Annotated in this window: 15 protein-coding genes and 1 pseudogene; 7 read left to right on the plus strand and 9 right to left on the minus strand. The window is 73.3% G+C overall.

From position 1 onward, the window contains the following. Window positions 1–498: 498 nt before the first annotated feature. The 5 genes and pseudogenes from ACWC9T_RS19750 to ACWC9T_RS19770 all read right to left on the minus strand — a co-directional run. Window positions 499–777 (minus strand): annotated as a pseudogene (locus ACWC9T_RS19750) (carbohydrate-binding protein CenC); the annotation flags it as partial. Between the two features lie 609 nt (window positions 778–1,386). Beyond that, a complete protein-coding gene (locus ACWC9T_RS19755; RefSeq protein WP_449822327.1) occupies window positions 1,387–2,076 on the minus strand; it encodes a GOLPH3/VPS74 family protein in 690 nt (229 codons plus the stop codon). 586 nt (window positions 2,077–2,662) lie between these two features. Beyond that, a complete protein-coding gene (locus ACWC9T_RS19760) occupies window positions 2,663–3,187 on the minus strand; it encodes a hypothetical protein (RefSeq protein ID WP_449822328.1) in 525 nt (174 codons plus the stop codon). A gap of 881 nt (window positions 3,188–4,068) precedes the next feature. Beyond that, entirely contained in the window at window positions 4,069–4,731 is a 663-nt protein-coding gene (locus ACWC9T_RS19765) for a hypothetical protein (protein WP_449822329.1), read from the minus strand. A 388-nt stretch (window positions 4,732–5,119) separates the two neighbouring features. Then, window positions 5,120–6,223, minus strand: coding sequence for an Lrp/AsnC family transcriptional regulator (locus ACWC9T_RS19770; protein ID WP_449822330.1), 1,104 nt, complete (start codon window positions 6,221–6,223; stop codon window positions 5,120–5,122). 104 nt (window positions 6,224–6,327) lie between these two features. On the opposite strand from ACWC9T_RS19770, the gene ACWC9T_RS19775 reads away from it, so the two are divergent. Then, on the plus strand, window positions 6,328–7,308 hold the full coding sequence (locus ACWC9T_RS19775; protein ID WP_449822331.1) for an amidohydrolase family protein: 981 nt from the start codon (window positions 6,328–6,330) through the stop codon (window positions 7,306–7,308). A 387-nt stretch (window positions 7,309–7,695) separates the two neighbouring features. Beyond that, window positions 7,696–8,100: an amidohydrolase family protein gene (locus tag ACWC9T_RS19780; RefSeq protein WP_449822363.1), complete on the plus strand. Its 405-nt coding sequence runs from the start codon at window positions 7,696–7,698 to the stop codon at window positions 8,098–8,100. A gap of 75 nt (window positions 8,101–8,175) precedes the next feature. On the opposite strand, the gene ACWC9T_RS19785 is transcribed toward ACWC9T_RS19780, so the two are convergent. Continuing rightward, window positions 8,176–9,276: an alanine racemase gene (locus ACWC9T_RS19785; RefSeq protein WP_449822332.1), complete on the minus strand. Its 1,101-nt coding sequence runs from the start codon at window positions 9,274–9,276 to the stop codon at window positions 8,176–8,178. A gap of 242 nt (window positions 9,277–9,518) precedes the next feature. Between ACWC9T_RS19785 and ACWC9T_RS19790 the strand changes: the two genes are divergently transcribed. Next, the gene (locus ACWC9T_RS19790) at window positions 9,519–10,916 is read left to right on the plus strand and encodes an NAD(P)/FAD-dependent oxidoreductase (RefSeq protein ID WP_449822333.1); all 1,398 of its coding nucleotides are present in this window, start codon (window positions 9,519–9,521) and stop codon (window positions 10,914–10,916) included. A 154-nt stretch (window positions 10,917–11,070) separates the two neighbouring features. Here the strand turns inward: ACWC9T_RS19790 and ACWC9T_RS19795 are convergent, their stop codons facing one another. Further along, window positions 11,071–12,546 (minus strand): NADH-ubiquinone oxidoreductase-F iron-sulfur binding region domain-containing protein, encoded by a 1,476-nt coding sequence (locus ACWC9T_RS19795; RefSeq protein ID WP_449822334.1) that lies wholly within the window; start codon window positions 12,544–12,546, stop codon window positions 11,071–11,073. Beyond that, window positions 12,543–13,367 (minus strand): hypothetical protein, encoded by an 825-nt coding sequence (locus ACWC9T_RS19800; protein WP_449822335.1) that lies wholly within the window; start codon window positions 13,365–13,367, stop codon window positions 12,543–12,545. Before ACWC9T_RS19800 ends, ACWC9T_RS19795 begins: the two co-directional genes overlap by 4 nt. Window positions 13,368–13,770: 403 nt before the next feature. Here ACWC9T_RS19800 and ACWC9T_RS19805 point away from each other — a divergent pair, with 403 nt between their 5' ends. From ACWC9T_RS19805 to ACWC9T_RS19820, 4 genes are all read left to right on the plus strand, one after another. Beyond that, window positions 13,771–14,454, plus strand: coding sequence for a response regulator transcription factor (locus ACWC9T_RS19805; RefSeq protein ID WP_449822336.1), 684 nt, complete (start codon window positions 13,771–13,773; stop codon window positions 14,452–14,454). After that, entirely contained in the window at window positions 14,451–15,842 is a 1,392-nt protein-coding gene (locus ACWC9T_RS19810; protein ID WP_449822337.1) for a sensor histidine kinase, read from the plus strand. Before ACWC9T_RS19805 ends, ACWC9T_RS19810 begins: the two co-directional genes overlap by 4 nt. Before the next feature lie 383 nt (window positions 15,843–16,225). Next, entirely contained in the window at window positions 16,226–16,954 is a 729-nt protein-coding gene (locus ACWC9T_RS19815; RefSeq protein ID WP_449822338.1) for a hypothetical protein, read from the plus strand. A 211-nt stretch (window positions 16,955–17,165) separates the two neighbouring features. Then, the gene (locus ACWC9T_RS19820; RefSeq protein ID WP_449822339.1) at window positions 17,166–17,360 is read left to right on the plus strand and encodes a hypothetical protein; all 195 of its coding nucleotides are present in this window, start codon (window positions 17,166–17,168) and stop codon (window positions 17,358–17,360) included. A 381-nt stretch (window positions 17,361–17,741) separates the two neighbouring features. Here the strand turns inward: ACWC9T_RS19820 and ACWC9T_RS19825 are convergent, their stop codons facing one another. Next, window positions 17,742–18,386: an alpha/beta hydrolase gene (locus ACWC9T_RS19825; RefSeq protein ID WP_449822340.1), complete on the minus strand. Its 645-nt coding sequence runs from the start codon at window positions 18,384–18,386 to the stop codon at window positions 17,742–17,744. Window positions 18,387–18,951 lie beyond the last annotated feature (565 nt).

The following is an 18,951-nucleotide window of genomic DNA, read 5'->3' on the forward strand; positions in this document are numbered from 1 at the left end:
GTGCTTACACGAACGGCGTCCAGGCCCAACCGACCAGCTTCGGCGAACGGGCCGGGTGAGTTCCGCGTGGGCCGACGTCCGGCCGGCCCTGATCCACCACCGTCACCGGCGTGTGGACCAGGGCCGCTTGAGCTCTCCTCGACACGGGTCGCCCGAGCCGCAGTGCGGACAGGCCGACGCCAGCCAATTGTCATGACTGAAACAGCATTCGTCCGGGCATACCATCGATAGCCCACCGACGGGCCCGGCTGAAGCTCCCCCACGAGCACAACCGGGCCCTTGGCCGGCGACCGGGCCTGGGCGTGACTCCCCCCACGGAGTGACGGCCAGGCCCGCCTCTGTTCCACCAGCGACACGCAGCGTACATGCCATATCCACGTAACGCTACCGCGCGGCACCGGACACCTGGCGGCCCGGCAGGAATCCGCCCACCCAACCCGGGGGTCCCGGCGAGTCGCGGGTGTTCCACGACGCCCCCTCGAGTCGCCACCTGGGAGATCAACGGCCTTGGAGCGACCTGACGTTGCCACAGAACGTCCAGCCCTTTGAGCCGTCCCAGTTGACCGACCACGTCATGAGTCCCTTCAGCGAACCGCCGAAGGCGTTCCACGACTGGCCGACCAGGCTCGGCTCCATGTAGCCGCCGCCCGCGCCGGGTCGGGCCGGCAGGCCGGGCACCTGCTTGTCGCAGGGCACCTTGACGGTGGCGCCCTGGATGGTCCGACCGTTGTCCAGGCAGGTGGCCTGCGCGGTGAAGCCCTGCACGGTACCGGCGTGGAGCTCGGAACTGCCCCCTCCCGACCTGGCCGCCTTCGAGGCGGCCAGGATCCGGGCGGGGGTGGAAATCGCTCGACGGACGTGGGTGCGGGACCTCCAGCGGAACATGCTGCGCTCCCTTCCCGCCGAGCGCCATGGACATGACCGGCGCGTAGCGGCGTGACGCCCGGCTCTGGGTGAGGTGGGGACATGTGAGGCCGCGCCGGACCGGATCGCAGGAGGGGTGACAAGGCCCGTCAATAGGTCTGGACCAATCGCAAAGGGTGCGGTTCGGTCGAGCGTCACGGTCGGGTTCACACCGCAGGCGAGGGCAAGGTCGGAGACCGGGATCGGTCCCGGCCCCATCCGCCGCAACCGAGGACCTGACGCCCGTCGTACGCAGCGCCCGCCCCGGCGCACGACCCCGATCAGTCACCCGGCCGCGCTCCTCGGTCGCCCCAAGGTGCGAGCGCCACGCGTCAGCAGCGGTGTGTGACGTCGGCGGAGGGATCCTGCTCTCGACGGCAAGGCCCGCGGAACCGGCCGGGCCCTCTTCGCGATCGCGGGCTGCACCACCCGCTGAGCCGGCCGGGCCCGCCCGCCCTGAGGCAGGCCCGGGGCTGTCGCCCGTCAGCTGGCGGCCGCCGTGGCGGCCGTGGCGGCCGCGGCGACGGTCACCGCGGTGATGGCCGCGACGGCGACGCGCATGTTCCGGATCGCCTGACCGACGGACTCGCCCGCCCAGTCGCCCGCGGCGATCTCCGCGAAGCGCAGCTCGACCCGCGCACGGGGGAGGTCGGGGAAGGCCAGCCCGTGCAGCCGGGCGGCGTGCAGGAGGGCTATCAGGGTCGCGGTGCGGACGTCGGGCGCCTCGTGATGCCGGATCACGGCAGCCAGCCGCCCGCGCAGTTCACGCTCGACGGAGCCGTCCGCCTCCGGATAGCGTCGGACCGGGAAGAGACCGAGGAGCCGGTGGCGCTCCTCGACCACCAGGCCGCGCTCGCACAGCCGCCGCACCGTGGCACGGACCGCCGTGGGGTGGTCCTTGGTCAGCCAGTCCGCCGCCTTCGCCTTGCCGAGAGCCTTGCGCCCGACCCACTCGGCAAGCCGCTCCAGTCGCTCGTCGAGCAGCGGGTCGCCGGTCGGGGTACGGTCGGTGACGCTGAGCCGGCCTTCGTCGAGCGCAACCCGGCCGGCCAGCGCGAGGTCGGCGAGGAGGCCTCCCGACACCGCCCACCCGGCGCTCGAACTGTCCTTCGCCACACCGGAGTCGTCGTCCAGCGAGAGCAGCATCAGCTCCTCGGCGAGGGTGACGTGCATGTGCCATTCCTTTCCCTGTTCGGACCGGCCACCCAGCGCGCCTACCAACCGCCGCGCCTGGGTGTCCTCAGCCAGCAACGCCCGCCCGCCCGGCCCGGTTCCCCGGCCGCCCCCGCGCCCGGACAGGTTCGCCGGAACCGACCTCGAACCTGCCACGAGCGGCACCTGCTCGGCGACCGGCACGGAGTGCGTCCGGGCATTGCCGAGGACCGCCGAGCTGAGCGGCGCGGACCGCGTCATCCACTTCACCCCGCACCGTCACCAGTCAGGATCTGCACGGGGAGCAGGGGCTGCTCGCGCCCTGGTTCGCCGACTCCGCGTCGTGACAGCGCGGGCAGCACACGAACCTCTCGGGCGCTGTGCCCTCGTCACTCGCCTCGCGCCATCACGAGCCGTCACACGAACGACACCCGACCCGCGCAGAAGTCTCGCGCCGACCGGGTGTCGCGAACCGGCCCCATCTGCGTACGCTCGCATCCGATCCGATCCGGCCCGGCCCACGGGCGGCGTGGCAGTCACCGCCGGGATCCCGGTCATGCCGCACCTACGGAAAAGATCCCATGAGTTACTGCACGCCCTGCCAACGTCACCTCAACGGCGCACTCTGCTGCCCCGGCTGCGGCCAGGCCGCCGCGCCCGCGCCCGGGGATGCAGCGCGCCATCGACCCACGGAGCCGAGCGAGGTCTCATCCACCGCATCCGCACCGCCACGCCGCTCGGCAGAGCGGTCGGCTCGGCGGCGGGGTGGACGGCCGCCGCGGGGCACGGTCGTGGCCGTGTCGACCGCGGGGGTGGTGGTCTGCGGGCTGGCCACCGTCCTGCTGGCCAGCGGCAGCTCGGACGGTGCGGTGGCCCCGGCCTCTACGGGCGCCGAGTCACCCTCGCAGAACGCCGCGGCCACCCCCGGCGCCCCGGCCTCACCGGCACCGGCCACCACCACGGCCACAGCCACGGCCCGTCCGCAGCCGTCGACCACCACCACCCGGCCCAAGCCGTCCAGCAGCACCGCCTCAGCCGCAGCGTCCGCCTCGGGCCCACCCGCGTCCTCCGCCTCCCCTCTTCCGGCGGACCCACCCGCGAAACCCTCCCCGAGCACGACCGCTCCGAACACCGGTCCCGTTCCGCCGCCCTCCACCACCCGGCACCCGACCGCCCCGGCAACCACACCGAGCTGTACCGGCTTCCTGCTCTGGTGCACCTGACCAGGAGCAGCCGTTCGGCACCGGGACTCTCCACCGACACGAGGCGCGGGTGGGCGGCGAGCAACACCTGCTGTTCCCGCACGTGCCCGCCGACCCCGCTGATTTCATCGTCCGTCCGGCCGGCGCCGGACTCACCACGACCGCGCTGCCACAGGACGGAGAGGCACCAGCGTCGACGTCCCGATGCGGCAGTCGGCGCGGCGGAACTGTTCCGCGACCCGTCCGCAGCCGGGGTACTCCCGAGGGTGCCGAGCCAGCTCCCGACCCCGCCGGCGGCCCGGTCGGCGCGCGGCCCGGTCAGCACCGACGTGAAGTACCGGCACTCCTTCCCGGTGCCCTCGTCCAGGCGCGCGCTCAGGTACGCCTCGCGCAGCCCCGCGCGGGCGCGGGCCGCGAGGGAGCGCACCCCGCTCGGGGTCATGCTCATCCGCTGGGCGACGGTGGCGGCCGACTCGCCCTCCACCACGAAGAACCGGACGGTGTGGCGGGAAGGGCCACAGCACACCAGTCCCACGGGTTCAGGAGCAAGCGTCCGAAAGCAGCCGCGCGCCCGGTGATTCCGGATCCGAATGTGCGAAATCCGTGTGCGGGACGGCGGACGGGCCCGGGGTGGCGTCGGACGGCCCCGGTGGCGGGCCGCGGCGCCCACGACTCCGTGGCGAGACCTCGTCAGGCGCGGCGGGCCCACGGACAACAGAAAAGGTCATACGGCATTCGCATGATTGAACGCCTCCGCTCCGGCGGAGTTTGGCGCCGAGTTGGACCACGTTGTCCGACGGACTCCCACTCGTCACATGCTCGGCGGGTTCTGGCCCAGGTAACGAAGGCCCTGCTTGAGGTAGGCCCGTGGATTGGTAGCCAGATGGCGGGCCCAGGTGGGCTTGGTCTCGCCACGCAGGTGGGCGTAGCAGGCCAGCGCGTAGCCGAGCATCCGCTCGCTCAGGTAGCCGAGCCGCGAGTACGACCAGCCCCGATTGCTCTGGCTGAAGTTGAAGGCGGAGTTGGCGGTGAAGATGCCGAGGCCGAAATAGACCGTCAGCAGGTCGGTGAGTGGTTCGTGGTCGCGCCGGTCGGTGGGGATGCGCTGCTCGTCGAGGAGGCGGACGTGGCCCAGCTCGTGGGCGATGGTGGCGACCAAGGCGACCGGACGGGCGGCTTGGCGCTGGTCGATGGCAATCACCGGGCGCCCGTTCTCGCGCCGGTAGTGCCCGGCTGCGGAGCGGGACTTGTGGGCGAGGTTGAGGTCGGCCACCATCGCCTGCTCGCCGTCGTCCGGCTCGATCTCGATCGTCAGGCGGTTGGGCGCCACGTCCAGGTATCCGCAGAGCTGGGCGATCACGCTCCGGATGTCCTCGTCGGAGCCCTCGTACGGCCCCGGGAAGAACTCGGCGGTCGGCAGGACCGGATCGCGGTTCAGCACGTCACGGCCGAACTCGGCTGTCAGCCAGGCCATGGACTCCTCTATCCAGACCCGTTCGTCCGGCCCGACCGGGCACTTCGGCGAGAACAGCGCCATGACACCCCCCAAGTGATCACGGCCATCATGCACCACGAGCGGGCAGCGGCGACGGCTGCCCTCCCCACTCGGCCCCACCCTCTTGACCAGACAGCGGCCCGGCCACGGCTGACGGGCCGTCGGTTTGCGACGTGTCGCTCACGGGGCCAGGTCGTCCAGGCTCCGCCAGCTCGCCAGGCGGAGGACGGGGCGGAGCTGCTGACGACCGGGCAGGTGTTTCAGGCGCCAGCGGCCGTGGCCTCGACTCGCTGGCTGCCCGCCCCGCTGCCTGCGGCGGTCCGGCCTCCTCGCGGCCCCGCCTCCCCGCACGCACGCCGCGAGGGTGTCAGCGGCGGCTGCGGTCGATCGACGGGTCGGTCAGGCGGTCACCGTCCACTCGGGTTCCGGCCTGTTTGACCTGGCGGAAGACCGGGCTGATCTCCATGCCTTCGACGCCGGACAGGCTTCCGACACGATCGGTGGTGAACTCGAACAGTTCGTCGAGGTCGCGGCACTGTACGACGGCATGGAGGTTGTGCGGTCCGGATACCGCGGCGGCGAATCCCACCTCGGGCATCTGCGCCATCGCCCGCCCGACGGCCTTGATCCTGCCCGGGTGGACCCGCATCCACAGGTTCGCCCGGGCTCGGTATCCCAGGGCCATCGGTGCGACCTCCACATCGATGTCGACCACTCCACTCGCGCGCAGCGCGTGCAGACGGCGTGACGCTCGGCCCGGGGTGAGGTCGGCCGCGGCTGCGAGGTCGACGAGGCTGGCCCGTCCGTCGGCGGCGAGGGCCGCGAGCAGTTTCTCGTCATGGGCGCTGAGCTGCGACGGCTGGTTCCGCACGACCGGCCGTTCGGTGAACGGACTGTCACCGGACCCGAGGGCGGACTCCTCCTCGGGGGTCAGGGTTCCGGTGAGTGCGGCCCAGTAGTGCCCGCGTCCGCCGACGAACTGGCGGAGCATCACCGACGCCTGCAGGTCGACCACGGCGGCGGTGCGGGGGAGCCGACGGCCGAGCAGGTCGTCACGTTGCTCCTGTGATCGCGAGCGCACGGCGAAGGTGACCTCCGAGCCGGCAGCGCTCAGGGCGACCCAGCCGATGTCGTCGCGTTGCGCGAGCGCCTCGGCGATGGCCGTGACGCTGCCGGGCCGGCAGCGCAGGCGCACCATCCACCGACTCTGCCCGAGCGCTCCCGGGTCGACCACCCCGATCACACGGACCGCCCCGGCACGCCGCATGCGGCGGTAGCGGCGGGCGACGGTCAGCTCGGAGAGCCCGAGGACCGTCGCCACCGTCGCGAATCCGACCCGCGGATCGATCTGAAGGGCTCGAAGGATTCGCACATCATCCGGTTCCAGAGTGACGGAATCAGCGATCTCCCGGTGCGTCATGGCGGTAACCCTACAGAAGGTGCCGCTTTCGGGCTTCTGCGCGCCGCGCATCGCCGAGGCTTGCGGGGACACGGCGGCAGCGGTGCGCGGCGCTGTCCTACCCGGCCCACCCTCATCGACTCCCGCGCACTCACCATGACGAACGGGACGACGACATGACGCTCATCGCCATCGAAGAACACTGGATCATGCCGGGCCTGACGTCCGCCCTCCAGGCCGCCCCGCCCGAACTCCGCGACGACAGCCTCGCCTTCAACGGGATGGGCGACAACCGGCAGCGACTGGAGGACCTCGGCGCAGGCCGGCTCGCCGCCATGGACGCTCAAGGGATCGACGTGTCGATCATCGCCCTGACGCCACCGGGAACCCACCCGCTCGCCCCCGAGGACGCCGTCCGGCTCAGTCGCGCCGCGAACGACCTCGCCGCCGAGGCCGTCGCCAGCCACCCGTCAAGGCTCCGGGCGCTGTCGACCCTGCCCATGTCGGCGCCGCACGAGGTCACCGGCGAGCTCCGGCGAGCCGCCGGCCTGGGCCACGTCGGCACCATGGTCTACGGCCGGTCAGGCGACCTCTTCCTGGACGACCCCGTCTACGACGACTTCTTCGCCGCCGCAGCACGGCTCGGCCAGCCGGTGTTCCTCCACCCCCAACTGCCCTCCCCGGCGCTTCGCGACGCGTCCTACCGCGGCTTCGCCCCCATGACGGACCTCGCCCTGGCCACCTTCGGATGGGGATGGCATCTCGACACCGCGACAGCCGCACTGCGGCTGATCCTGCGAGGAACCTTCGACCGGCACCCCGACCTCCAGGTCGTGCTCGGCCACTGGGGCGAAATGCTGCTGTTCTGGCTGGACCGGGCCGACAGTCTTTCCCGTGTCGCCGGCTTGCCACGACCGGTGTCGGACTACCTGCGGTCGAACTTCTTCATCACCGCCTCCGGCATGCTCAACCCGGCCCTCCTGCACCATGCGCTGTCGGTGACGACCGTGGACCGCCTGCTGTTCTCCACCGATTACCCCTTCCATCGTCCGACCCGCGAGGACATCGCGACCTTCCTCGGCCACTTCGCCTCCGACACGGACCGTGAGAAGTTCTCGTCGGCCAACGCGGCCGGCTTGTACGGCCTCGGCATCTGACACCACTGGCCGACCGGGCCGGTCAGGACGCGGACGGCCAGGCATCGTGCAGCGCGTCGATCAAGTCTTCACGTTCATCAGCACCGTCGTCCGCCGTGGGTGCATCCCTCACACCAGGCGTACACGGCGCGCACGGCGTCCGGGCGGCGCCGCAGCCCTGAATGACCAGTCCGACGCGGTGCACGGGCATGGGGGCCCGGCCGGGCCTGCGAGCCGTCCGTCCGCTGCCCGGGGCAGGAACTCCTCGGCGGTTCCTTGCTTCAGCGGGGGCCGAGGGCGCGAATGAGGTCGATCCCGTGTCCGAGGTTGCCCAGCCGGGTCTCCAAGGTGTCGCCGGACAGGTAGAGCCGGGTGCCACAGCTGGGCGATCATCCGGCCGCCCGCACCGTGCACGGCCCCGTCAGCTACGACGAGGCCGTCGCCCTGCACACCTCAAACGCCGCCGGTCTGCTCGGCGAAGAGCATCTGCGCGGCACCCTCACGCCCGGCCGCCTCGCCGACCTCACCATCTGGGAGCGCGACCCAGCCACCTGCCCGGCCGAGGGCCCGGCGACCTCAACCCCACCCACCCCCTGGTCGGCGGCCGGCCCGTCCACCGCCCCGACCCCGCCGACTGACTGTGACGCGCCTCCGGCGTCCCGGCTCCAGGCGGCCCACCGTGGGTGTACCGCGAGGAGTCAGGCGCACGCTCGGGTGATCCCGCGTCGTGGCGACGGCCTAACCTCGACCGGTCGGTGCGAGTCCCCCACGCCGCACCGGCCGGTCGAGCGACGAAGGTCAATGCCCTCGTGAGGTCAATGCCCTCGTTTCGGGCCGGACGTCCGAGCCCGTGGGATTGATCGATCCGCAGCGCGGACGGGGCCTCGGTCAGGCGTTCCTGCCGCGGGCGGCCACCCGCCAGCGGTCCACGAGCTTGCCGCCGCTGACCACGGCGACGTCGTCGACGAGGTTCACCGCCACACATACGTGGTTGGGAATCACGCGCAGCCGCTCGCCGAGCGTGGGAAGGTCACTGTCGACGGGCCAGACCACGGTGGCGTGGTGCTCGGACAGCGCCGTGATGCGGGCTTCCGGGTGGTCCATGAGCCGGCCGAAGCCCGTCGTCCATGCGGGTCGGTCGCCGCCGAGGACCTTGCTGCCCGCGTCCAGGATCACCCGTCGGGGAGTGGCGCCGTCCCCTTCGTGCCGGCTGACGACGGTCGCCGCGACCGTCAGCGCGATGTCCTCGATGGAGCACCGGCCGAGTTCGAACTGTTGGGCGTCGCCGAACACGTAGACGCCCGGCCGCGCCTCGGTGATCGCCGAGGTTCCGGTCAACTCCGCGGTGGGCGTGGAGCCGCCGCTCACCCGCGTGACCTCGAAGCCCGCAGCGGCGAGCAGTTCGACGGCCTCCCCGAGCGCCCGCTCCTCCTCCGCGGCCGCCTTCTCGGGCATCTGCGGCGCGTAGCCGTGGCCCGGGAAGGTGAACACTCCCCCGACACGGAGCCCGGCGCGGGCCGCCGCCCGGGCGACCTCCACGGCCTGCGCCGGGCTGACACCGCTGCGGTGGTGTCCGCTGTCGATCTCTACCAGGACATCGATCCCGCCGGCCGCGTCCCCGAGATGCCGACCCGCCGCCTCGGCCGCTTCGACGGAGTCCGTCCCGATCGCGATCCTGGCCCTGGTGACGATTCGGCGCAGCCGTTCCGCCTGCCGGGGCCCGATCCAGAGCGGATAGGCAATAAAGAAGTCAGTGGCGCCGTGCTCGGCGAAGACCTCGGCTTCCCCGATGGTCGCCACCGTCAGCCCGACTGCCCCGGCCGCAAGCTGCCGCGCGGCGATCTCCGGCATCTTGTGGGTCTTCACGTGCGGGCGCAGCCCCAGGCCCTTGGCCCGTAGCGCGGCTGCCATGCGCTCGATGTTCCGCTCCAGCACGTCCAGATCGACCATGATGTCCGGGGTGTCGACCTCCACCGGGATTCTGGGCATCTGCTTCCTTTCGACTCGAATCGCGCCCCCATTCTCGCCCCACCAAGATCGGTTCGAGAAACCCGCCGCCGCGAAGTCGGCGGACGCGGCGAGCACCGGAGTGGTCGTCCCGGCGGCAGCGAGGAGACAGCGCCCATGACGGCGGCGCTTATGTCAACGACATTGACGTTGATGCCGGGCCTGCGGTCGGATGGGGCATCCGGAGGCCCGACCCTCCACGCACCCAAGGAGAGCCACCCGCCATGGCCGACCCCGTCCACGCACTCCAGGACACCCAGCCCGTGCCGTTCTGGCTCGACGACCCCGGTCGACCCGCGGCCGCGTCCTCGGTGGTCGGGGACCTCCGCTGCGACCTGCTCGTCGTAGGCGGCGGCTACAGCGGACTGTGGGCCGCGCTCATCGCCAAGGAGCGCGACCCCTCGCTCGACGTCGTCCTCGTCGAGGCACAGGAGATCGGCTGGGCCGCCTCCGGTCGCAACGGCGGATTCTGCGAGGCCAGCCTCACCCACGGCCTCGCCAACGGGCATCAGCGCTGGCCGGGCGAACTCGCCACCCTGGAGCGACTCGGCGCCGTCAACCTCCAGGCAATGGAGGACACCGTCAAGCGCTACGACATCGACTGCGACTGGGAGCGCACCGGCTCACTCGTCGTCGCCACCGAGCCCTACCAGGTCGACGGCCTGCACGAGTTCGCCGACCTCGCCGCCCGCCACGGAAGCCGCCTCGACTTCCTCGACCGCGAGGCCGCCCGCGCCGAGATCGACTCCCCCACCTTCCTCGGCGCCCTCTGGGACCGCGAAGGCGTCGCCATGGTCAACCCCGCCCGCCTCGCCTGGGGCCTCAAGCGGGCCTGCCTCGACCAGGGCGTGCGGATCCACGAGCACACCCGGGCAACCGGCCTGGCCTCCTCCCCGCACGGCATCACCGTCCGCACGCCGTACGGCCGGATCGGCGCCCGCCGGGTCGCGCTCGCCACCAACGCGTTCCCCTCCCTGCTGCGCCGCCACCGCCTCTACACCGTGCCGGTCTACGACTACGCGCTGATGACCGAGCCGCTGACGGAGGAACAGCTCGCCTCCGTCGGCTGGCGGAACCGCCAGGGCTTCGCCGACAGCGCCAACCACTTCCACTACGTCCGGCTCTCCGCCGACAACCGCATCCTGTTCGGCGGCTACGACGTCGTCCACCAGTACCGCAGCCGGGTACGGGCGGAGCGCGACCAGCGTCCGGAGACCTTCGCCACCCTCGCCCGGCACTTCTTCCGGACCTTCCCCCAGTTGGAGGGTGTGCGGTTCAGCCACGCCTGGGGCGGCGCGATCGACACCTGTACCCGGTTCAGCGCCTTCTTCGACCTCTCCCACGACGGCCGGGTCGCCTACGCCGCCGGATTCACCGGCCTGGGCGTCGGCGCCACCCGCTTCGGCGCCGAGGTCATGCTCGACCTCCTGAACGGCGCCCGCACCGAGCGCACCGCCCTGGAACTGGTCCGCCGCAAGCCGCTGCCCTTCCCACCCGAGCCCGTCCGCTCGATCGGCATCGGCATCACCCAATGGGCCCTCACCCGGGCCGACGCCGACGCCGGGCGGCGCAACCTGTGGCTGCGCACGCTGGACCGCTTCGGCCTGGGCTTCGACAGCTGACGCCCAGCCCCGGCGCGGGTCGCCGTCGCCGAGCCCCCGCGCCCGTCGACGGCGACCCGCGCCGCGCTCAGTCCGCCGCGCGGACGAGTTCCCCGCACCCGGCCCGACACGGTCACTGGGGCAGGGCCTGCTCGAACACAACGGCAGCATTCGTTCAAGAGAGCCGCAGCGCCAGAGCGGGGCACTGGCTCACCGCCTGGCGCGCAGCGTGCTGCTGCCATGGCGCGACGGGCATCGAGGTCGACACGGGGTAGCCGTGCGGGCCGAGCCGGACCAGCCCGGGCGCCACGATGGCACACAGGCCGTGCCCCGCGCACCGGGACCAGTCCACCTCCAGTCGCGGCCCGCTCTCTCGGGGGAGCGGCAGCACCCCGAGCGTCGGCCGCCTGCACCCGGGCCCCGAGACGTGGGCGGCCACATCCTCCGCGAAGACGTCGAGCGCGGTCAGGACGAAGCGGGCCGTGCCGTCCGGGTGCGAGCAGGCGCCGCCGCCCTGCGCCGCCCCGAGGGCGCTGCGGACCTGCGCCAGGAGGGCGGGCCCGGCGGCGCCGGCGGCCAGGGCCGCCAGTGCGTCGGCGGCGTCGGGCAGTCCCCGCTGGCAGGGTCCGCACTGTCCGGCGGACTCGCCCGCCAGCCAGGCCGCGACCCGGGCGACCTCGCCGAGCGGGCAGGTGTCCCCGGGAAGTGCGACGACCGCCCCGGCGCCGAAGGTGCCGCCGAGCCCCGCCAGACCGGCCCGGGACAGCGGGGCGCCGACGGCGTCCCGCCCGGGCAGCCACGCCCCGTGGTAACCGCCGACGAGCACGCCCTCACCTGCGGGGGTGCCGCAGGCGTCCAGCACCGGTCCCATTGCCGTCCCGGCCGGGACCTCGACCACCAATGGGCCGACCGCCGGTCGGTTGACCGTGAGCAGCACCGTACCGGGTTCCGCGACACTGCCGACCGCCGCGTACGCGGCGGCGCCGAGCCGGACGACCAGCGCGAGCTGGGCCCACGTCTCGGCGTTGGACAGCAGCGTGGGGCGCCGCCGGACACCGCCCGGCCCGCCGTCGGCAGCGCGAGCCCTCACCGTGCCCGGCGAGACCGCAAGGCCGTTCACACCGCGGATCAGCGCACTGGACTCGCCGGAGACGAACCGCTCGGGCAGGCACACCAGGCGGGCTGGGCACGGCAGGTCGTTCTCGCGCTCGGCGAGCGCGGCGGCGACGGAGCCCTCGCCAGGGCCGCCCGCCGCGACGCCGATCACGATCTCCTCCGCGCCGAACGCGGCCGCCGCCGCGCACGCCCCGTCCAGGACGAGATGCGGAACACGGGCGAGCAGCATCGCGTCCTTGCCGCTGGGCGGCTCGCCCTCGGCGCCGTTGACCACGACGACGGGGCGCGCGCCGGAGCGGTCGGACGCCGCGAGAGTGGCGCGGGCCTTACGGGCGAACGGGAACCCGGCGCCGCCGCGGCCCCGCAGGTCCACGCTCTCGGCCAGCGCGAGCAGGTCGTCCCGGGACGGGTGCGGCGGCAGCGGGTGGACGGACCTGTGCGCCGCGAGGTCAAGTCGCCGTCTGCGGTCCAGGCCGGCCGTGAGCCGGGCGGGTGCCAGCCAGCGCACCTCGGGCAGAGCGGGCGCCGGGCTCATCGGCCACCGCCCGGCCGGGCCAGGCGGAGCAAGCCGGCCGCGGGCGGTCCGGCGTGCCTGGGCTCGCGCGGCAGTCGGCCCACGAGGGAGGAACCGGCCGCGGACAGGCCCGGTCGGGCCAGCGGCATGGCACCGCTGTCCGCCCGGGAGGACCGTGCGGCAACCTCGGCAAGGGTGGTCGCGCGCAGGGTGGCGGGCCGACGGGCGCGCGCGCCGCGGCGGTGCAGGCCGACCGCCCGTCGCCGGCCCACGGCAGCGAGGGTGCGTACCAGCAGCGCGAGGGCCACCGCCGCCGCACACAGCCCGTAGCCCCACCACACCCAGGCGTGTGCCGGTCTCCCCGCGGTCAGCCCGTGGGCCAGGGCTACCGGCCAGCAGGCGTACGCGGTGGAATGCAGAACCCGCCACAGCCAGGCGTGGCGACTGCCCGCGAACCGTCCGCGTATCGCGCCGGTGGCTGCCACCAGCACCATCAGGTCGGCAGCCACGGTGCCCAGGGCGACCTCGACGCCGGTGCCGCCGGTGAAGGGGACCGCCACGGCCCACGGGCCGGCGTGCCGCTCGGCGACCTTGACCGCGATGTGGACGCCCAGAAATCCGAGGGCCGCGACGGCCGTCGCCCGATGTGCCGACTGCACGGCCACCCGCAGCCGCGGCGTCAGCAGCAGCCGGTCGGTGGCAACCAGGCCGCACACCACCACCGCGGTCAGCGACAGCAGCGTGAAGACGCCCGCGAAGTAGTCCAGGAAGGCCTGGACGCGGCCGACCACCAGAAGCAACGGGTGGAGCGTCGGCACGGCTGGCAGCACGTGACTGGGCATCGGGCACCTTCTTCCGTGGCCCGGGATTACGCGGCCCGGGCCGGAGCCGGGATCGCGGCAGGGCAGACCCCCAGGCCCGCATGAGGGATACCGCCCGCTGATGGCGCGGGCGGCGAGGTATGACGGACTCATTCTTAGCGGCGCCCGTAGCGGGGCCCAAGGGCCCTCGGTACGACCACGCACCGTAGACGGCCACTGCGCAAGCGTCCCAGCAACGCCCCTACCAGGGAGGTCGTGACTACGACCGGCCGTAGGAGACGGTCCTGCCGGTGTTACCGGCCTCACGTGCCGAAGCCGCGTGCGGCGCCGTTTCAGACTGCCTGGCTCCGCGGTCACGACAACCTCGCCACAGGGGGCAAGACCCGGGTGCGGCCGGCCCGTGCGCGCCTTCTAGGCTGGGCCCATGCACGACTCGGCAGTGGTACGGGTGCTGGTGGTCGAGGACGACGCGGGGATCGCCCGGTTGCTGGTCAGGGGCCTGCAGCGGGCCGGGTACGCGGCGCAGAGCGTGGAGACGGGCCACGCGGCCCTCGTCGTCACTCCGCAACCGGACGTGGTCCTGCTCGACCTGGGCCTGCCCGATCTGGACGGGGTCGAGGTGTGCCGCCGACTGCGGCGGCGCGGCGACGCGGCGATCATCGTGGTGACCGCGCGGGGCGAGGAGAGCGACCGGGTCTCGGCCCTGGACGAGGGCGCGGACGACTACCTGGTCAAGCCGTTCGGCCTGGCCGAGCTGCTGGCCCGGATCCGCGCGGTGCTCCGCCGCACGCGCCCGGCCGAACCGGAGCTGCTGCGGCACGGCGTGCTGGTCGTCGACCCGCGGACGCGCAAGGTGACCGTCGAGGGGACGGAGGTGGCCCTGACCCCGAAGGAGTTCGACATCCTGGAATGCCTGGCCGTCGACCCGGGCCGGGTCGTCTCCCGGCAGGAGATCCTGGAAAGGGCCTGGGACGAGCACTGGTACGGGCCCACCAAGGTGTTGGACGTCCACATGGCGGCGCTGCGGCGCAAGCTCGGCGTGCCCGGCCTGGTGGAGACCGTCTACGGCCGGGGCTTCCGTCTCGGCGAACCGGCTGAGCGGCGATGACCCGGCGGATCGCCCTGACCGTCCTGGCTCTGGTCACCGTCCTGCTGGTGCTCGCGGTCGTCCCGCTGGGCGTGCTGCTGACCCAGCGGGAGGAGACGTCTTTCCGGGGCGCGGCGCAGGCCGCGGCGCGCACCCTGGCCTCCGCCGCGGAGGAGCACCTCTCCGATCACAGGCCCGACACGGACATGCGCGAGCTGCTCGACGACACGCAGGACGAGGGCGGGTGCGCGGCCGTGTACGACGCGGCGAGCCAGGTGATCGCCCGTACGTCGTGCGCCGACGCGACCTCCGGGACCGCCCGCCGTCTGGTGGCCTCGGCCCTCGCCCACCCGGGCACGGTCACCCATCGGTCCGGCGACACGCTGACGGTGGCCGCGCCCGTCGGCGACGAGGCCGACGCGGTCGGTGTGGCCGTCCTGGTACGGTCCGCCGATCCGCTGGACGACCGGATCGCCGCGGTCTGGGGCTGGCTCGCGCTCATCGGCGTCGTCGGGCTCGGCCTCGGGACGCTGGTGTCGGTGCGGCTGGCCCACTGGGTGGGGCGTCCGCTCCAGGCGGTGGACGCCGCCGCCCGCCGCCTCGGCGAGGGCGCTCTGGACGTGCGTGCCCCGGCGGACTCCGGGCCCGAGGAGGTACGCCGGCTCGCCGCCACGTTCAACACCATGGCCGCTCGGACCGAGGCCCTGGTGCACGGGCACCGGGCCGTGACCGCGGATGTGTCCCACCAGCTGCGGACCCCGCTGACGGCGCTGCGGCTGCGGCTGGACCTGCTGGCAGCGGACGCCGAGGGCGAGGACGCGGCCGAGCTCGCCGGCGCCCAGGAGGAGATAGCCCGACTGTCTCGTCTGGTGGATGGCCTGCTGGCCGCGGCCCGGGCGGAGAACGCCGTACCCACGCCCGTCCCCGTGCACGTGGACGACGTCGTCGCGGAGCGGATCGCCGCCTGGGAGCCGGTGGCCGCCGAACGACAGGTCGAACTGGGCGCGCACTGCCCGGGCCGGCCCACCGTGTACCTGGGCGGCGGCCACCTGGAGCAGCTGCTCGACAACCTGTTGGCCAACGCCCTGGACGCCGTACCCGCAGGCGGCCGTGTCCGGTTGGAGGCGGCACCCGCGGCATCCTCCTTCGGGCCCGGTACGGAACTGCGGGTCGTCGACGACGGGCCGGGGATGAGCCCCGAGGCACGGGCGACCGCGTTCCGGCGCTTCGGCAACCCGCAGGCGCGCGGCACCGGCCTGGGCTTGGCCATCGTGCACCGGCTGGCGACCGCCAACGGCGGCACGGCCCGTCTGGAGGAGACCGCAGGCGGTGGTCTGACCGTCGTGCTGGAGCTTCCCGCGGTGCCGCGCGGGCAGGAGCCTGGCCGCTCCGTCCAACAGACCGGCTGACCTTTGGCCGGGGGCCGCCGCGGGAAGGTGCACGATGCCGGACTCCGACCCCTTGCACGACGACCGCCGCCCCCGGCTGCGCCGCCACGGCCGTTCACAAAGGGCGTGAGCGGGCGCCCCACCCTCGTCGACAACGTGGAGACCCTCGCGCTCATCGCCCGCTACGGGCCGCCGTGGTTCCGCGCCGCAGGCAGCCCGGACGCGCCCGGGAGCGCACTGGTCACCCTCTGCGGAGCGGTGCGCGCCCCCGCCGGCCCCACCCAGACGTGGCCTGAACCACTTCTTAGTGTCCGGCCGGGCACACTGCTCGCGGCCCCACACCAGCGGGGCCACCGTCCCCGCGCACCCAGCGCGGTCCTGCACCAGCGGAAGGCGGGCCACCCATGAGCTCGACAGGCAGCACCACGGCACCGACGGGCATCACCGCACCGCTCCCCGCGGAGCGTCTCGGCGGCCCCGAAGGCAACCGGCGACTGATCGCCGCCACCGGTGCCCTCCTGCTGCTGCTCCTCGCCGCGCAGGGCGTAACCATCCTGTTCCTCAACCAGCTCCTCACCTGGCACTTCTTCATAGGCATGCTGCTGGCTGGCCCGGTCGCTCTCAAGCTCGGCAGCACCGGCTACCGCATCGTGCGCTACTACACCGGCAACCCCGCCTACCGGCGGCAGGGACCGCCCCATCCGCTGCTGCGCCTTCTCGGCCCGGTCGTCGTCGCCACCACCCTCGCCGTCCTGGCCACCGGCGGCGCCCTCGCTCTCCTGGGCCGCGACACGGGGACGGTCCCCGTTCTCTTCCTCCACAAAGCCAGCTTCGTCTGCTGGGCAACGGCAACCACCATCCACGTCCTGGCCCACGTATGGCGCCTGCCCGCCCTGATCGGCGCCGACCTGCGGCTGCGGGCCGCCCGCCACGGCACCCCCCGCGTCCGCGGCGCGGCGCTGCGCTGGTCTCTGCTGCTGGCCGCGCTCGGCGCCGGCCTCGCCCTGGCACTGGCCGGCGCGCCGCTGGCCGCCCAGTGGCGCGCCACCGCACACCACACCAAGCACCAGCACGACCGTGCCGCCGTCACGAGGCTGGTCCCCGACCGGATCCCCGGCGCCGGAGTCAGCTGATTCGACACCGCGCAGGACCGAGCACACGCCCGCCGGGGCACCCACCGCAGCGCTCCTCCCGCCGCAACGAGTACGAGTGACGATCGCACGCACCGGAACGGCCCCGTCCGGTGCCGAGCGGGGCCTGACGCTGGCTGCCGCGCCGCGCAACGGCGCCGGCTTTCCTTCCCGGGGAACGCGCCGGTCCCGGCCAGGCACCGCAGACACCGACATGCCCTGCGCGACCACAACGCCGCTGCTCGCCGCACTCGCCCGCACGCACGCCACCGGCCCGGGCCTGCGCACCCTGGACGGCCTGGACCACTTCCTACACCCGGCTGGCACACCGGTGAACGACCGGATGCTCGCCCCGGCCGCCGTGACGGCGCTGCACGAGTTCGCCCGCCCCTGGAACTCGGCCGAATAGCCGGCCCGCTCTCCGGCCGGTGCACGACAGACCCGCTGGCCCTTGGCAGTTCGGCTGTCTCGCGCCGGCGGGGCCGCCGCTCCCATGAGGTCGCCACGCGGGTCGGCCAGGCCGAGGAGGAGCCCGCCAGTCACCGGCCTGAGCCTGGCCCGCCCCTATCGTCCCGGCGGCGGGCCAGGCAGCTCCGGCGGAAGCGCGGTGCCATCCGGCCCGGGGCGGACCAGACCGGCAGGACGGGCCAGCGAAGCGGCTCGTGGGGCAAGTCTGTGCGGCCCGAGGTGTGCGTGGTCACCGTCCCGGGCGTCGGCCGCGGTCGTGTCACCGCCCAGCGCTGCGTGGGGGCGATAGCGGGCGAACCCCGGGCCGGTCGCGTCCGGCCCGTCAGCGGATCGCCCTGTTCCCGGTCCGCTGACCGATGAAGGTGCGGACGTCGACGATCTCCTGATTGCCGATGCCGTGGGCGAGCCCGGGGTAGACCCGCTTGGTGAGGGTCGAGTGGGCGGGCAGCCACTTCTGCGTCCGCTCGATCACGTCTGCGGTGATCATGCGGTCCGCGGTCCCCCTTCCCCAGAAGACGGCCGGGCGTTCGGCGGTCAGCCGCTCATCCGCCGGCTGCGGCGCGGCCTGGACCCAGCCGGAGAGCAGGACCGTGGCCGCGACCCGCTCGGGACGGGTCCGCAGCAGTTGGGTCGCCATGAGGCCTCCCGTGGAAAAGCCGACGGTGACCACCTTCGCGTCCCGGGTCAGGTGAGCGTCGATCCACTGCCAGACGGAGTCGGTGGCCCGGGCCGGGTCCCGGTCCCCGAAGGCGAGGAGCGGGAACCAGGTGAATCCGCCGTGTCCCACCGCGATGGGGGCGCGCAGTGTTGCCCACGGCAGGCTCGGCGCGAGCATCGGCCCGAGCGGGGCGAGATCGCACTCGTCCGCGCCGAAGCCGTGGAACAGGATCAGTGCCACGGGCGCGTCCGGCGCCCAGTTCGCGGACATCTCGGAGTACAACGCGACCGGCCCGACGCTGCCCACCATCGCTCTCCCTTCCGGCATCTGACGACCAGAGTCCATGTGTCACAGCGAATTCGGGAACCCACTCGACTCAGTCTCGGGCCGATTCGCTCAGGCACGACTCCAACTACCCTCGTCGCAGCCTCAGAATCTCCCCGGGGTGAAACCCTGCTGCCCGACGAACTGGTCAGCAGCGCCGAGGCAGTCGAGCTGCCGGAGTTCGGCGACGAGGCGGCGACTGCCCGCGATGTGGACGGCCGCACGCCGGCGCCGGCGACGGCCCACTTGCCCACCCAGCCACGAGCGTCCGCGCGTCGGGGCCGTCGAAGGCAACCGCGTCGGCGGGGATCGACGTGACCGTGCTGGCCGCGATGGTCGGGATCTTCCTGCTGCTGGGGTTGCTGTACGCGTGGGGACAGGTGTTCCCCCGCTGAACGCTGTTCCTAGTAGTCGGATATCGGCATGTCAGCTTCCTGCTGTTGATCGACGCACAGTTGGCGGCGGTTCCCGATCGAAGCGCTCAAATTCATCGCGTCAAGCCGCTTCCTTGGGCGGCTCGGCCCGCGAAGGGCGAGCCGACCCCGCGCCC

It is taken from the genome of Kitasatospora sp. NPDC001159 (genome assembly GCF_053598235.1).

What these genes read in the sequence shown, in the direction of transcription:
- ACWC9T_RS19790 (WP_449822333.1), top strand. Translation starts at nt 9,519, where the DNA reads ATGGCCGACCCCGTCCACGCACTCCAGGACACCCAGCCCGTGCCGTTC.
- ACWC9T_RS19775 (WP_449822331.1), top strand. Translation starts at nt 6,328, where the DNA reads ATGACGCTCATCGCCATCGAAGAACACTGGATCATGCCGGGCCTGACG.
- ACWC9T_RS19755 (WP_449822327.1), bottom strand. Translation starts at nt 2,076, where the DNA reads ATGCACGTCACCCTCGCCGAGGAGCTGATGCTGCTCTCGCTGGACGAC.
- ACWC9T_RS19825 (WP_449822340.1), bottom strand. Translation starts at nt 18,386, where the DNA reads ATGGTGGGCAGCGTCGGGCCGGTCGCGTTGTACTCCGAGATGTCCGCG.
- ACWC9T_RS19815 (WP_449822338.1), top strand. Translation starts at nt 16,226, where the DNA reads ATGAGCTCGACAGGCAGCACCACGGCACCGACGGGCATCACCGCACCG.
- ACWC9T_RS19800 (WP_449822335.1), bottom strand. Translation starts at nt 13,367, where the DNA reads ATGCCCAGTCACGTGCTGCCAGCCGTGCCGACGCTCCACCCGTTGCTT.
- ACWC9T_RS19785 (WP_449822332.1), bottom strand. Translation starts at nt 9,276, where the DNA reads ATGCCCAGAATCCCGGTGGAGGTCGACACCCCGGACATCATGGTCGAT.
- ACWC9T_RS19810 (WP_449822337.1), top strand. Translation starts at nt 14,451, where the DNA reads ATGACCCGGCGGATCGCCCTGACCGTCCTGGCTCTGGTCACCGTCCTG.
- ACWC9T_RS19805 (WP_449822336.1), top strand. Translation starts at nt 13,771, where the DNA reads ATGCACGACTCGGCAGTGGTACGGGTGCTGGTGGTCGAGGACGACGCG.
- ACWC9T_RS19820 (WP_449822339.1), top strand. Translation starts at nt 17,166, where the DNA reads ATGCCCTGCGCGACCACAACGCCGCTGCTCGCCGCACTCGCCCGCACG.
- ACWC9T_RS19770 (WP_449822330.1), bottom strand. Translation starts at nt 6,223, where the DNA reads ATGCGCGGCGCGCAGAAGCCCGAAAGCGGCACCTTCTGTAGGGTTACC.
- ACWC9T_RS19765 (WP_449822329.1), bottom strand. Translation starts at nt 4,731, where the DNA reads ATGGCCTGGCTGACAGCCGAGTTCGGCCGTGACGTGCTGAACCGCGAT.
- ACWC9T_RS19795 (WP_449822334.1), bottom strand. Translation starts at nt 12,546, where the DNA reads ATGAGCCCGGCGCCCGCTCTGCCCGAGGTGCGCTGGCTGGCACCCGCC.